The organism is Streptomyces sp. NPDC020490 (assembly GCF_044335305.1).
Taxonomy (GTDB): domain Bacteria; phylum Actinomycetota; class Actinomycetes; order Streptomycetales; family Streptomycetaceae; genus Streptomyces.
In genome coordinates this window covers 1-12,258 of record NZ_JBIRUY010000078.1, presented here as the reverse complement: position 1 = coordinate 12,258, position 12,258 = coordinate 1, and the positions used below count along the sequence as shown (strand labels likewise).

Sequence of the window (12,258 nt, the reverse complement as noted above, 5' to 3'; positions counted from 1 at the left end):
CCTTGGCGTGCTGCTTCTCCACGGCGCGTGCGGAGCCGGCGTGCGTCGCTTCGTCGATACGGCGCTGCAGATCCGCGAGCTTGCCCGCGGTCGTGCGGATGTCGATGTCGTTCACTGGTTGTCTCACCCGAGCCTTGATGGTCAGAAAGTGTCGTGGGGGACGTGCACGCCCCAGATGTCGCGCAGGGCGTGGGACACCTCGCCGACGGTGGCGCGCTGCCGCAGCGCCTCGCGCATCGGGGGCAGCACGTTGTCCGTGCCCCGGGCGGCCTCCCGCACGGCGTCGAGGGCATGCTCGACGGCGTCCTTGTCGCGGTCCTCGCGGAGCTTCGCGAGGCGTTCGCACTGGTCGATCTCGATCTGCGGGTCGACCCGGAGCGGCTCGTAGGGCTCCTCCTCGTCGAGCACGTACTTGTTGACCCCGACGACGGTGCGCTCCCCGTGGTCGATCTCCTGGGCGATGCGGTACGCGGACTTCTCGATCTCGGACTTCTGGAAGCCCTGCTCGATCGCGGCCACGGCGCCGCCGCGGTCCTCGACGGCCCGGATCAGCTCCACCACCGCGGCTTCGATGTCGTCGGTCATCGACTCCATGACGTAGGACCCGGCGAACGGATCGACGGTCTTGGTCACGTCGGTCTCGTAGGCGATGACCTGCTGGGTGCGCAGGGCGAGCCGGGCCGCCTTCTGGGTGGGCAGCGCGATGGCCTCGTCGTAGGAGTTCGTGTGCAGGGACTGCGTGCCGCCGAGTACCGCGCCCAGCCCCTGCAGGGCGACCCGGACGAGGTTGACCTCGGGCTGCTGCGCGGTCAGCTGCACGCCCGCGGTCTGCGTGTGGAAGCGCAGCATCTGCGACTTGGGGTTCTTCGCGCCGAACTCGTCGCGCATGACGCGGGCCCAGATGCGGCGCGCGGCGCGGAACTTCGCGATCTCCTCCAGCAGGGTGGTCCGGGCGACGAAGAAGAACGACAGCCGCGGGGCGAAGTCGTCGACGTCCAGGCCGGCGGCGATAGCGGTGCGCACGTATTCCTTGGCGTTGGCGAGGGTGAAGGCGATCTCCTGCACGGGTGTCGCACCCGCCTCGGCCATGTGGTAGCCGGAGATCGAGATCGTGTTCCAGCGCGGCAGCTCCCGGTGGCAGTAGGCGAAGATGTCGCTGATCAGCCGCAGGGACTGCTGGGGCGGGAAGATGTAGGTGCCGCGGGCGATGTACTCCTTGAGCACGTCGTTCTGGATCGTGCCGGTCAGCTGATCGCCGGCGACGCCCTGTTCGGCGGCGACCAGTTGGTACAGCAGGAGCAGCGTCGAGGCCGGCGCGTTGATCGTCATCGACGTCGACACCTTGTCCAGCGGCAGCCCCTGGAACAGGGTCCGCATGTCCTCGATCGAGTCGACGGCCACGCCGACCTTGCCGACCTCGCCCCGGGCGATGGGCTCGTCGGAGTCGTAGCCCATCTGCGTCGGCAGGTCGAAGGCCACGCTCAGACCGCCGGTGCCCGCGTTCACCAGCTCGTGGTAGCGCTCGTTGGACTCCTTCGCCGTGCCGAAGCCGGCGTACTGCCGCATCGTCCAGGGGCGGCCGGTGTACATGGACGGATACACGCCCCGGGTGAACGGGAACCGTCCCGGCACGCCCAGCTCGGCGTCCGCGTCGAAGCCCGCCGGCGACCAGCCGTCGTACACCGGTCGGATCGGCAGTCCGGACTCGCTCTCTGCAGCGGAACTCACGCCCCGACCTCCTTCGGTACTGAATACTTCCTAGACGGTACTCAGTACCATTGCGGTGGGCAAGTGGGCACCGGGTTTCGGGTCAGGGAAGGATGGGCGGTCATGAGCAAGGAACCCGCGCGGATCCGGCTGGCGAACGCCGCCTTCGCGCTCTTCGACGAGCGCGGATACGAGCAGACGACCGTCGACGACATCGCAGAACGGGCCGGAGTGGGACGGACCACGTTCTTCCGGCACTACCGGTCCAAGGAAGCGGTGATCTTCCCCGATCACGACCGGCTGCTGGAACTCATCAGGGACCGGCTGGCGACCTCCAGCCACAGCACCGCCCTGGTCGCCGTGTCCGACGCGGTCCGCCTGGTCCTGCTGCACTACATCGAGGAGGGCGACCTCGCGCGGCGGCGCTACGGCCTCACCAGCAAGGTGCCGGCCCTGCGCGACCGGGAGATCGCCAGCGTCGCGCGCTACCAGCGGCTGTTCCGGGAGTTCATCGCGGAGTGGATGGGGGATCCGACGACCTCGGCCTCCCTGAAGGCCGAACTCATGGCCGCCTCCGTGGTCGCGGCCCACAACCACGTGCTGCGCCGCTGGCTGCGGGGGGAGTCCCGGGAACCGGTGGCGGAGATGGACGAGGCGATGAGCGAGGTCCTCGCGCTCTTCCCGGCGCCCTCGACGCGCGAGGGCGCCGCCGACGCAGGCGGCACCACGATCGTCGCCTTCCGTACCGCGCAGGACCTCGACGCGCTGCTTCCCTCGCTGAGGCGGCTCGTCGACGGCGGACCCGTGAGCTGAATCCCGCCCGCCGTGTCCGGCCCGTGCGTCGTCGGGCCCGCCCGCCGCCGGGCCCGCTCGTCGTCGGGCCCGCCCGCCGCCGGGCCCGCTCGTCGTCGGGCCCGCCTGTTGTCCGGCCCGCGCGCCGCTCAGCAGGGCAGGTCGAGGGTGACGGCGCTCCCGTGGCCGGTGTTCTCGGCGTGCGCGGTGCCGCCGTGGGCGACGGCCACCGCCTGGACGAAGGCGAGCCCCAGGCCGGAGCCCTCGCCGGTGCGGCTCGCCTCGGCGCGGGCGAACCGGTCGAACGCCCGGGGCAGGAACCCGGGCGGGAAGCCGGGCCCCTCGTCCGTGACGCGCAGCCGCAGTCGGCCGTCGTGGACGGCGGCCGTCAGGCGGACGGTCCCGGTGCCGTGGCGCAGGGCGTTGTCGAGCAGGTTGCCGATGGCGGGCCGCAGCCAGCGGGCGTCGGCGTCGATGTCCGTGTCGGCCGCCTCGACGCGCACGGCCCGCCCGGCCCGTTCGGCGGTGCGCCGGTGCGGGGCGACGGCGGCCTCGACGAGGTCGGGCAGATGTACGGAGGAACGGGTGAGGTGGCCGCTGCTGCCGAGTTCCTCCAGGTCGAGGAGGGCGTTGGAGAGGTCGATCAGCCGCTGCACCTCGGTGTCCACGGAGCGCAGGGTCTCGGTGAGCTCCCCGGCGGAGCGGGGTCGGTGCAGGGCGACGTCGAGCTCGGCGCGCATCAGGGTCAGCGGAGTGCGCAGTTCGTGGCTGGCGTCCGCGACGAACCGGCGCTCGCGTTCGGCGGACGCCGCCAGCCGGTCGAGCATGTGGTTGAGGGTGTGCCCGAGCCGGGTTATCTCGTCGTCCCGGTCGGCGGGCACGTCGAGCCGCGTGTTCGGGGAGCCGTCGGCGAGGGCGGCGGCCCCGCCGCGGTAGCGCTCCACCGGGCGCAGCGCGGCGCGGGCGGTGCGGTAGCCGACGTACGAAGCGGCGATCAGGGTGAGCGCGGAGGCGAAGGCGAGCTGGGCGAGGAGTTCGCGCAGCGCCTCGTCGCGGTGCCCGCGCCGGACGGCGGCGACCACGATCCGGGTCCGGCCCTCCGCCGTGACGCGCCTGGCCTGCAGCCGCAGCGTGTCCGCAGTGATGGGCAGCAGCGAGCCGACGTCACGCCGGACGGTGGCGCCGCGTACGACGGCGTCCATCTCGGCGGGGGTGAGCAGCGGCTGGTGGCGCAGGGCGTCGCTGGACCGCAGGACGCGGCCCTGTCCGTCGAGGACCTGTCGGAGGCTGCCGCTGGGGCCGGGCGGGAGCTGCGCTCCGGCGCCCACGGCCCGGTCGAGACTGCTCCGGTAGGTGGTGAGGTCGTCGTTGAGCTGCTGGTCCAGAGCGGTCTTGACCCGCCAGTAGACCAGTCCGGCGGTCCCGGTCAGGACCAGGGACATGGTGACGGCGACGGCCAGCACCAGGCGGGTGACGACGGGCAGCCGCCGCAGCCGGGCCCGCAGCCGGCCGCGCGGCCTCACGGCGCGGTCTCCAGGCGGTAGCCGCGCCCGCGCAGGGTCGTGATCGTCGTACGGCCGAAGGCGCGGTCGACCTTGGCGCGCACCTTGGACACGTGCACGTCGATGGCGTTGCTGCGCAGGTCGGTCTCGCCGTCCCAGACCTCGTCGAGCAGCCGGAGCCGGGTCACGACCCGGCCGGCGTTCTCCATCAGCACCCGCAGGACGTCGAACTCCCGCCGGGACAGGTCGAGTTCGGTGTCCGCGCGCCAGGCCCGCTGCTGCTCCGGGTCCAGGACCAGATCGCCGACCCGGAGGCGGCCGGAGCTGTCCGGGCGGCGCCGGGACAGCGCCCGCAGCCGGGCCATCAGCTCCTCCATGGCGAAGGGCTTGACCACGTAGTCGTCGGCGCCCGCGTCCAGCCCGGCGACCCGCTCGCTGATCGCGCCGCGCGCGGTCAGCAGGATCACCGGCACGTCGATGCCCTCGGCGCGCAGCGTGCGGCACACCTCGACCCCGTCCATGCCGGGCAGCATGACGTCCAGGACGACCGCGTCGACACGGGGATCGCGGGCGGCGGCCAGTCCGGACGGGCCGTCGTAGCGGCCTTCGGCGCTGTGGCCGGACTCGCCGAGGTAGCGGACGACCAGGTCGGTGAGGCGCGTCTCGTCGTCGACGACCAGGTAGTGCATGCCGGCCAGGCTAACCCGCCCGCGGAACGGACTGTCCGGCACCGGCACCGGCACCGGCTCCGGCACCGGCTCCGGGCGGAGGCGAGGCTCATGGCGCGCAGCGGAGCCTTCGCCGTCGGGCGGGGAGGCTTCATGGTCTGTTCATGTGCCGTCCCTACCGTCGTTCGCGTCGCGGTGCTCCGCGGGCCGCGACCGGCCCGCCGTCCGACGTGCCGTGACGGAAGGGACAGCCATGCACGCAGCGGCCTCGATGCTCGCCGCCAAGGGCATCACCGCGCACATCGCCCCCCTGGACCTGACGACCCGCGGCGGCCTCGACATCGTCGCCCTGCTCGTCCTGGTCGGGTGGCTCTACCGGCGCCGGCCCAGCGTACCGGCGATGCCGCTGGTCCTGGTCGCGCTGAACGTCGGCCTGTTCGCCGCGATGAGCACGATCAGCGCCGGGAAGTTCCCCGCCGGGGTCGGGTTCGGGCTGTTCGGCATCCTCTCCCTGGTCCGGCTGCGCAGCGCGGCGTTCACCCTGCGCGACGTCGCCTACACCTTCGTCACGCTGGTCATCGCCCTGTGCACCGGGCTGCCGCAGCGCGACAGCTGGCTGGTCATCGCGCTGGCCGTGGTGGTGCTGGTCGCCGTCCTGGTGGTGGACGACCCCAGGTCGTACCGGCCGCCGACCCGCAGCGTGAAGCTCACGCTGGACCGGATCTACGACGACCCCTCCCTGATCGCGCAGGACGTCGCGTTCCGCTTCGGCCAGGCGCCGCTGTCCGTGGTCGTCGACGAGGTCGACTACGTACGGGAGACCACCCGGGTCTCCGCCCGCTACCCGGCTCCACCGGACGAGCCCGCCACCACTCCGGAGACCGAGCCGCGTGAGCGGGTGACGACGTCGTGACGCGGGCACCCGCGCTCACGGCCGCGCTCGGTCTGTCCGACCTGCGGGGCGCCGCGCTCGCCGAGGTCGACGCGGCCGCCGCGCTGCAGCACCGCACCGACCGCAAGTACCTGGTCCCCCTGGACCGCGCCCGCGACGCCGTCCGCCTGCTCGCCGACCGCCACCACGTCCTCGACCTGGCCGGACGCCGTACGACGAGCTACCTCAGCACCTATTTCGACACCGAGCGGCTGCCCGCCTGGCGCGCCCACGTCCAGGGCCGGCGCCGCCGCTGGAAGGTCCGCACCCGCCTGTACGCGGAGGACGGACTGTGCCGGGTGGAGGTGAAGACCAAGGACGGCCGCGGCGCCACCGTCAAGCACGCGCTGCGCGTCCCGGCCGCCGCGTACGGCGAACTGGGCGCGGAGGCCGCGGCCTTCGTCGACGAGGTGCTGGAACGCTCCGGCATCCCGGTCACGGCCGCGGAACTGTCCGCCGGCGCCGAGATCCGCTACGTCCGTGCCGCCCTCGCCGATCTGGACCACGGCACCCGCGTCACCCTCGACGGCGCCCTCACCTGCCACCACGGCGACCGCAGCGCCGCCCTCGACCCCGGGCAGGTGCTCGTGGAGACCAAGGGAGGCGCGCGACCGGCCTTCGCCGACCGGCTGCTGCTGCGCCTGGGGGCCCGCCCCGTGTCGCTCAGCAAGTACGTCGTCGGCCGGTCCCTGCTCACCCCCGGCCTGCCCGACAACGACGTACGCCGCCTCGCCCGCACCCACTTCACCGTGCGGACGCGTACGGAACCGCTCTTCGAAAGGACCCCCGCCGCATGAAAGCCCCGCGCGGCATCACCTGGCCGTACGCCGTGATCGCGCTGCTCGCCGTCGCCGCTGCCGCCTTCGGCCTGCTGTACCCGGCCGCCGCCTCGACCTCCGGGAAGAAGAAGCCCGGAGCCACCGAACGGATCAGGCAGAACCCGCCGCCCGCGCTCTTCACCGACGCCGAGACCGCGGAGATCGGCAAGCAGGCCGCGGCCCAGCGCGGCAAGGCCGACGCCCTGTTCGCCCAGTGGAAGAAGGCGCACGGCACCACCCGCGACGACCGGGCGTTCGCCGCCTGGGCCGCCCGGCAGGTCCCCGCACCGCCCGCGGCGGCCGAGCGCACCGCCGAACTCCACCAGGTCCAGCGACTCGCCAGGACCCGCACCGCCGCCGGGGAGAAGGCCGCCACCTGGCTGGAACTCCACGGCAAGAAGGACATCTGGAAGCTCTACCTGCACGACCAGCGCGAACTGATCCCCGCCCGCCGCGGTGCGGTGGAGAAGGCCGAACTCAAGGCGGCCCTGAAACTGGCCAAGACGATCAGCGACCGGGTCGCCGCCCGTGACAGGCAGCCGGCTCCCTTCGTCCTGGACCCGAGCCTGCGCCCGGACAAGCACATCAAGCCCGGTGCCAAGGGCCCCTACTCCTACCCCTCCCGCCACGCCACCCGCGCCGCGGCGGCCGTCACCTTCCTCGGCGCCCTCTCCCCGCACCGCGCGGCGGACTACCGGTGGATGCAGGACGAAGTGCTCTACTCCCGCCTCTACATGGCCGGCCACGTCACCGGTGACCTCACGGCCGGCACCCTGCTCGGTGACCTGATCGGCGACTACGAACTCCTCGTCGGCGGCCACTGACACGCGCGCGCGTGGGCCCGGTTCCACTCCTGCGCAGGCGCAGGCGTGGAACCGGGCCCACGCGGGCCGCACCGGTCAGGCCGGCGGCTGGGCGCGGCGGAAACGGAAGACGGTGCGGTAGGCGCGCTCGTCGCCGTGCTCCAGCCAGGTCATGGTCCCGTCCCGGCGCGCCGCGGCGTCGCCGGCCACGGCGTGGGTCGACGGTTCCAGGCCCACCGCGTAGCCGCCGGAGCGCAGGTTGAGCCACTCGAAGAAGTGCGGGAACTCCTCCTGGCCGAAGTCGACCTCCAGGCTGCGCCCCAGGGCTTCGTTGACCACCCGGACACGGTTGCGTCCGTCCTCCGCGGGCCTGAGGACATGCTCGTAGACCTGCTCCACGAAGTGCGGCACGGGCGCCGGCATCATCTCGTGGGAGACGCCCTGCTCACGCACGCTGTCCGAGGTCCAGGCGGTGCGCTCGATGTCCGCCTCCACCCGCGCGCCCTCGTCGAGCAGCGGCCAGCCGACGTTGATGTGGTACAGGAACATGTGCGGGGTGCGTTCGAAGCCCGCGTTCACCACGGTGTCGTGCAACCGGATCTCGGTGCCGCCCAGATCGGCCTCGATGCGGCGGCGCAGCACCAGGTGCTCGCCGAAGACCGCCGCCTGCCGCACCTCGCCCTCGGCCCACAGCACACACCTCTCGCCGGTCCACTGCTCGCCGTAACCGGTGAGCCGGGCGGGGATGTTGGCGATGCGGCCGTGCAGGCCGTGCCGGACCGACGTCCTGGGCGGGTAGTGGTAGTCGGCGGCGTCGACGGTGTCGCCGAAGAGGGTGTGGTCCAGGCCGCCGGTCACGATGAACCCGGACAGGCTGCGCAGCCAGGACAGCCCCGACTCGTCGTGGTGCTCGTGCAGCCCGGGATGGCGGAACCCGGTGGACGAACGCCAGCCGACGGTGAGGTCGTCGAACTCGACGACCCCGATGTCCATGGCCCGGTCGACCAGGACCTCGAAGCGCAGCCCGCCGCCGGTGCGGAACTCCAGCGCGCGGATGCCGCGCTCGGTGCCGTCGTCGAGCACGACGGCCCGCACCCCGCCGACGGCGGCGAGGTCGCCGGCCCGTTCGGCCAGTTGCCGCCTGGTGTAGTCGCGGCCGTTGATCCTCATGTCATCACCCACCCTCCGTTGACTTCCAGCGTCTGCCCGGTCACGAACGAGGCGTCCGGACCGCTGAGGAACGCCACCGCCGCGGCCAGTTCCTCGGGTGTGCCGCGCCGCTTGAGCGCCTGGTTGGCCAGTACGTGCTCCTGGTACGCCCGCGGATCGTCGTGGATGGACTCGGCGGCGGTGGGGAACGCGCCGGGCGAGACGGTGTTGACGCGGATCTCGTACGGTCCGAGTTCCCGGGCCAGCGCCCGGGTCAGCGCGGTGGCGGCGCCCTTGGTGGCCACGTAGGCGGCCAGGTCGGACCAGCCGCCGTGCATGGTGATCGAGGCGATGTTCACGATGGCGCCGCCGCCCCGCCCGGTCATCTGGCGGGCCGCGTGCTGGGCGGCGAGCCAGTACCCGCGCTGGTTGACGGCGTGCACCTCGTCGTAGGTGTCGACACTGACCTCGAGGAACGGCGCGGCCGGATAGACGGCGGCGTTGTTGACCAGCACGTCCGTACCGCCGAACTCGTCCGCGACGGCGGTGAACAGGGCCGCGACGGCGGCCGGGTCCCGCAGGTCGACGAGGTGGGCGCCGGCGGTGACACCGCGCTCCAGGAGCAGGTCGCGGGTGGCGTGCAGATCCGGCTCGACGACGTCCGTGACGATGACCGCGAAACCGTCCGCGCCGAGCCGCGCGGCGATGGCGCGGCCCAGGGAGCCACCGGCTCCGGTGACCACGGCTGTTCTCATGACATGCCTCCTGTGCGGGTGCCCGCGCGGGCCGTACGCAGCAGCGTGTCGAGCTGCGCCAGTACCCTGGCGGGCGGTGTGCGGTGCGACAGTCCGTCCCGGACCGCCGCCGATGCCTGCTGCTGGAAACCGATGTATCCGGGGAACCGCGGCCTGGTCCAGGCGGCGTCCATGGTGCGGCGGGTGTCCCGGTAGAAGCCGTGGACGGCATGGTGGACCGTCTCGTCGTCCCATGCCTCGGCGAGTGAACTCTGGCCGCCGAACCGGCGGTAGTCGTCGGTCTGGACGCCGGGGCTCAGCAGTCTGAGCAGCTGCGCCCGGGCGGCCGGCAGGTCCTGGCAGGACCTGGTGACGGCCAGGCCCACGCCCCCGAGGACGCTGCCGCGCGTGCCGCCCGGCCCGCGCGGTGCGTCGAAGGCCAGCCGCAGCGCGGTGAGCACCGCGGTGCGCCAGGCCGAGCAGCACCGTGGCTTCGAACGCCTGCTGCAGCGCATCGCGCGCCGCACCCAGCTGCTGATCGGCCTGCAGCTGAAGAAGCTGGACGAGTTGGAGCGCCGGCACGAGGACCCGCAGCTGCTGGAGGGTCTGTTCGACCTGGACCACCTCACCGCCCGGCTGCGCCGCTACGAGGAGAACCTGGTGATCCTCGGCGGCGGCCAGCCGCGACGCCACTGGCGCAAACCGGTGCCGCTGCTGGACGTCCTGCGCGCCGCGCAGGGCGAGGTGCAGGACTACCGGCGCATCGCGATCGACGTCGAGGGCCGGCCGTGGGTCTCCGAGCGGGCGGTGGGACCGCTGATCCACATCCTGGCCGAGCTGATGGAGAACGCGACCGCGTTCTCCAAGCCGCCGACTCCGGTCGAGATCAAGGCGGCGCCGGTCAGCCGGGGCATCGCGGTGGAGATCGAGGACCGCGGGCTGGGCATGGACGCCGAGCAGTACGAGGCCGTCAACGCCCTCATGCAGGCGCCCCCGCAGCTGGACGTGATGACCCGCGCCGACGACGTGCGCCTGAGCCTGTACGTGGTGGCCCGCCTGTCGGCGGGCCTGGGCCTGCAGGTGGAACTGCGGCCGTCGGCGTTCGGCGGCACCCGCGTCATCGTCCTCGTCCCGCAGGACCTCGTGGCCGAACGGCCCCGGTCGGTGGCGGACGCCGCCGACAGCGCGTCGCCGGACGACACCGGTGCCGCCCTCCCTCCGCCGCGCCGGCCCGTCGACTCCCGTCCCGCCGACGGCTCGCAGCGCGCGGACGGCTCGCACGGCCTGCCGGTGCGGTCGCGGGGACAGGCGATGGCCGACGTCACCGCGCCCGCGCCGGCCCCCGCGCACACGCCGGCCCCGCCGGACGCCCAGGCCCGGCCCGCCCCGCTGCCTCGCCGGACGCGCCAGGCCAGCCTGGTGGCCGAGCTGCGTGCGCCGACCCCGCAGGACCCGCCGGCCTCCCAGGCCCCGCCCACTGCCCCGGCCCGCTCCGGCGCCACCATCGGCGCCTTCCAGCGGCAGTCCCGCAAGAACCGCGCCGCAGGCGCCCGGCCGTCCGCGCCCGGCGCCGACCAGCCCGATCCCTCCACGACGGAAGACCGAGGATGACTCAGCGAACCATCGCCACCGACGCAGACCTGGACTGGCTCCTCGACGGACTGGTCGACCAGGTCGCCGGCACCCGGCATGCCGTCGTGCTGTCCGACGACGGTCTGGTGATCAGCCGTTCGAAAACCATCGAGCGCTCCGAGGCCGAGCGCCTGGCCGCGATAGCCACCGGTCAGCAGAGCCTGGCCCGTGGCGTCGGACAGCTCTTCCGGGGCGGTCCGGTCCACCAGGTCATCGTCGAGATGGCCGACCTGTGGCTGTTCGTCACCGCGGCCGGCCGGGGCACCCACCTGGCCGTCGTCGCCTCCCAGGAGGTCGACGCCGAAGTGATGGCGGTCGCCATGCACACGCTGGTCCAGCAGGTGGGCCAGAAGCTGGGCACCGACGCACGCAGCCCGCAGTCCGCCCCGACCCCGCCCGCCGGCCCCGGGGCCGGCGCATGAGCCATTGGACGGACGAGCTCGACGACGACGCCGACCAACCGCTGGTCCGCCCCTACACCATCACCGGCGGCCGTACCACCGCCGGCCGTGACGACCTGACGCTGATCACCCTGATCACGGCACAGCCCGTCACCGGCGCGGACACCGCGGCCGACCGGCAGGCACTGCAGCCGGAACACCGCACCGTCCTGCGGCTGTGCGCGCGCGGGCCGGTCGCGGTGGCCGAGATCGCCGCCGAACTGGACCTGCCGGTCTCGGTGACCAAGATCCTCATCGGTGACCTGATCGACGCCGGGCGAGTACGGGCCCGCCCGCCCCTGGCCTTCGCGCAGAACGGCAACCTCCCCGACATGACCATCCTTGAGGCGGTGAGAAATGGGCTCCGCGGGCTCTGATCCGGCGCAGACGGCCCAGGCCGTGAAGATCCTGGTCGCCGGCGGCTTCGGCGTCGGCAAGACCACCATGGTCGGCGCGGTCAGCGAGGTCGCCCCCCTCCATACGGAGGAGTACCTGACCCGCGCCAGCGTCGGAGTGGACGACCTGGCCGGCATCGGCGCCAAGACCACCACCACCGTCGCGCTGGACTTCGGACGCATCACCATCAGCGACGAACTGGTGCTCTACCTGTTCGGCACCCCCGGCCAGGAACGCTTCTGGTTCATGTGGAACGACCTGGTGCACGGCGCCCTGGGAGCGGTGGTACTGGCCGACACCCGCCGCCTGGAGGTCAGTTTCGCGTCCATCGACTTCTTCGAGAGCCGCGGCATCCCGTTCGTCGTCGCGGTCAACTGCTTCCACAACGTCCGCGACCGCACGCCCCAGGAGGTCCGCACCGCCCTGGACCTGGACCCGCAGGTTCCGCTCGTGATGTGTGACGCACGCGAACCGGCCGACGGCCGGGAGGTCCTGCTCGCCCTGATCGAACACCTCATGGCCCGGCACTCGGCACCTCAGCCGACCGCCTGAACTGCCCCAGCGGGCTCACCGGGGTGGGGGGGGGGGGGGGGGGGGGGGGGGGGGGGGGGGGGGGGGGGGCGGGGGGGGGCCCCCCCCCCGCGCCCCCCCCCCCCCCCGCCCCCCCCCCCCCCGCCCCGCGCCGC

General features: G+C 73.1%; 14 protein-coding genes. 8 read left to right on the top strand and 6 right to left on the bottom strand.

Annotated features, from left to right (window positions below):
- Window positions 1-141: 141 nt before the first annotated feature.
- Window positions 142-1,728, bottom strand: a complete 1,587-nt coding sequence (locus tag ACH4ZX_RS39740) for a methylmalonyl-CoA mutase (RefSeq protein ID WP_398283730.1) — start codon at window positions 1,726-1,728, stop codon at window positions 142-144.
- Window positions 1,729-1,830: 102 nt separating this feature from the next.
- Here ACH4ZX_RS39740 and ACH4ZX_RS39735 point away from each other — a divergent pair, with 102 nt between their 5' ends.
- A complete protein-coding gene (locus ACH4ZX_RS39735; RefSeq protein WP_324785677.1) occupies window positions 1,831-2,520 on the top strand; it encodes a TetR family transcriptional regulator in 690 nt (229 codons plus the stop codon).
- Window positions 2,521-2,648: 128 nt separating this feature from the next.
- On the opposite strand, the gene ACH4ZX_RS39730 is transcribed toward ACH4ZX_RS39735, so the two are convergent.
- On the bottom strand, window positions 2,649-4,022 hold the full coding sequence (locus ACH4ZX_RS39730) for an ATP-binding protein (protein ID WP_398283727.1): 1,374 nt from the start codon (window positions 4,020-4,022) through the stop codon (window positions 2,649-2,651).
- Window positions 4,019-4,690 (bottom strand): response regulator transcription factor, encoded by a 672-nt coding sequence (locus ACH4ZX_RS39725; RefSeq protein WP_398283725.1) that lies wholly within the window; start codon window positions 4,688-4,690, stop codon window positions 4,019-4,021. The genes ACH4ZX_RS39730 and ACH4ZX_RS39725 overlap by 4 nt, the downstream gene beginning before the upstream one ends.
- Window positions 4,691-4,922: 232 nt before the next feature.
- Between ACH4ZX_RS39725 and ACH4ZX_RS39720 the strand changes: the two genes are divergently transcribed.
- From ACH4ZX_RS39720 to ACH4ZX_RS39710, 3 genes are read left to right on the top strand one after another with little or no spacing between them, the layout of a single operon-like run.
- The gene (locus ACH4ZX_RS39720) at window positions 4,923-5,582 is read left to right on the top strand and encodes a DUF4956 domain-containing protein (RefSeq protein WP_398283723.1); all 660 of its coding nucleotides are present in this window, start codon (window positions 4,923-4,925) and stop codon (window positions 5,580-5,582) included.
- Window positions 5,579-6,397: a VTC domain-containing protein gene (locus tag ACH4ZX_RS39715; RefSeq protein WP_398283721.1), complete on the top strand. Its 819-nt coding sequence runs from the start codon at window positions 5,579-5,581 to the stop codon at window positions 6,395-6,397. Before ACH4ZX_RS39720 ends, ACH4ZX_RS39715 begins: the two co-directional genes overlap by 4 nt.
- Window positions 6,394-7,242 carry a phosphatase PAP2 family protein gene (locus tag ACH4ZX_RS39710; protein WP_398283719.1) on the top strand — a complete coding sequence of 283 codons (849 nt, stop codon included), beginning with the start codon at window positions 6,394-6,396 and terminating at the stop codon, window positions 7,240-7,242. The genes ACH4ZX_RS39715 and ACH4ZX_RS39710 overlap by 4 nt, the downstream gene beginning before the upstream one ends.
- A 75-nt stretch (window positions 7,243-7,317) precedes the next feature.
- Here the strand turns inward: ACH4ZX_RS39710 and ACH4ZX_RS39705 are convergent, their stop codons facing one another.
- From ACH4ZX_RS39705 to ACH4ZX_RS39695, 3 genes are read right to left on the bottom strand one after another with little or no spacing between them, the layout of a single operon-like run.
- Entirely contained in the window at window positions 7,318-8,391 is a 1,074-nt protein-coding gene (locus ACH4ZX_RS39705; RefSeq protein ID WP_398283717.1) for an aldose 1-epimerase family protein, read from the bottom strand.
- Entirely contained in the window at window positions 8,388-9,125 is a 738-nt protein-coding gene (locus tag ACH4ZX_RS39700) for an SDR family NAD(P)-dependent oxidoreductase (protein ID WP_398283715.1), read from the bottom strand. The genes ACH4ZX_RS39705 and ACH4ZX_RS39700 overlap by 4 nt, the downstream gene beginning before the upstream one ends.
- Window positions 9,122-9,565 carry a hypothetical protein gene (locus ACH4ZX_RS39695; protein WP_398283713.1) on the bottom strand — a complete coding sequence of 148 codons (444 nt, stop codon included), beginning with the start codon at window positions 9,563-9,565 and terminating at the stop codon, window positions 9,122-9,124. The genes ACH4ZX_RS39700 and ACH4ZX_RS39695 overlap by 4 nt, the downstream gene beginning before the upstream one ends.
- Here ACH4ZX_RS39695 and ACH4ZX_RS39690 point away from each other — a divergent pair.
- The 4 genes from ACH4ZX_RS39690 to ACH4ZX_RS39675 are packed head-to-tail and all read left to right on the top strand — an operon-like array spanning window position 9,558 to window position 12,124.
- Window positions 9,558-10,715 carry an ATP-binding protein gene (locus ACH4ZX_RS39690; protein ID WP_398283711.1) on the top strand — a complete coding sequence of 386 codons (1,158 nt, stop codon included), beginning with the start codon at window positions 9,558-9,560 and terminating at the stop codon, window positions 10,713-10,715. The two genes, ACH4ZX_RS39695 and ACH4ZX_RS39690, sit on opposite strands and share 8 nt — an antisense overlap.
- Window positions 10,712-11,158 (top strand): roadblock/LC7 domain-containing protein, encoded by a 447-nt coding sequence (locus tag ACH4ZX_RS39685; RefSeq protein ID WP_398283709.1) that lies wholly within the window; start codon window positions 10,712-10,714, stop codon window positions 11,156-11,158. Before ACH4ZX_RS39690 ends, ACH4ZX_RS39685 begins: the two co-directional genes overlap by 4 nt.
- Window positions 11,155-11,553 (top strand): DUF742 domain-containing protein, encoded by a 399-nt coding sequence (locus ACH4ZX_RS39680; protein ID WP_398283707.1) that lies wholly within the window; start codon window positions 11,155-11,157, stop codon window positions 11,551-11,553. The genes ACH4ZX_RS39685 and ACH4ZX_RS39680 overlap by 4 nt, the downstream gene beginning before the upstream one ends.
- Entirely contained in the window at window positions 11,534-12,124 is a 591-nt protein-coding gene (locus ACH4ZX_RS39675; RefSeq protein WP_398283705.1) for a GTP-binding protein, read from the top strand. The genes ACH4ZX_RS39680 and ACH4ZX_RS39675 overlap by 20 nt, the downstream gene beginning before the upstream one ends.
- The last annotated feature ends 134 nt before the right edge of the window (window positions 12,125-12,258 follow it).

What these genes read in the sequence shown, in the direction of transcription:
- ACH4ZX_RS39700 (WP_398283715.1), bottom strand. Translation starts at nt 9,125, where the DNA reads ATGAGAACAGCCGTGGTCACCGGAGCCGGTGGCTCCCTGGGCCGCGCC.
- ACH4ZX_RS39705 (WP_398283717.1), bottom strand. Translation starts at nt 8,391, where the DNA reads ATGAGGATCAACGGCCGCGACTACACCAGGCGGCAACTGGCCGAACGG.
- ACH4ZX_RS39680 (WP_398283707.1), top strand. Translation starts at nt 11,155, where the DNA reads ATGAGCCATTGGACGGACGAGCTCGACGACGACGCCGACCAACCGCTG.
- ACH4ZX_RS39725 (WP_398283725.1), bottom strand. Translation starts at nt 4,690, where the DNA reads ATGCACTACCTGGTCGTCGACGACGAGACGCGCCTCACCGACCTGGTC.
- ACH4ZX_RS39735 (WP_324785677.1), top strand. Translation starts at nt 1,831, where the DNA reads ATGAGCAAGGAACCCGCGCGGATCCGGCTGGCGAACGCCGCCTTCGCG.
- ACH4ZX_RS39720 (WP_398283723.1), top strand. Translation starts at nt 4,923, where the DNA reads ATGCACGCAGCGGCCTCGATGCTCGCCGCCAAGGGCATCACCGCGCAC.
- ACH4ZX_RS39675 (WP_398283705.1), top strand. Translation starts at nt 11,534, where the DNA reads ATGGGCTCCGCGGGCTCTGATCCGGCGCAGACGGCCCAGGCCGTGAAG.
- ACH4ZX_RS39685 (WP_398283709.1), top strand. Translation starts at nt 10,712, where the DNA reads ATGACTCAGCGAACCATCGCCACCGACGCAGACCTGGACTGGCTCCTC.
- ACH4ZX_RS39710 (WP_398283719.1), top strand. Translation starts at nt 6,394, where the DNA reads ATGAAAGCCCCGCGCGGCATCACCTGGCCGTACGCCGTGATCGCGCTG.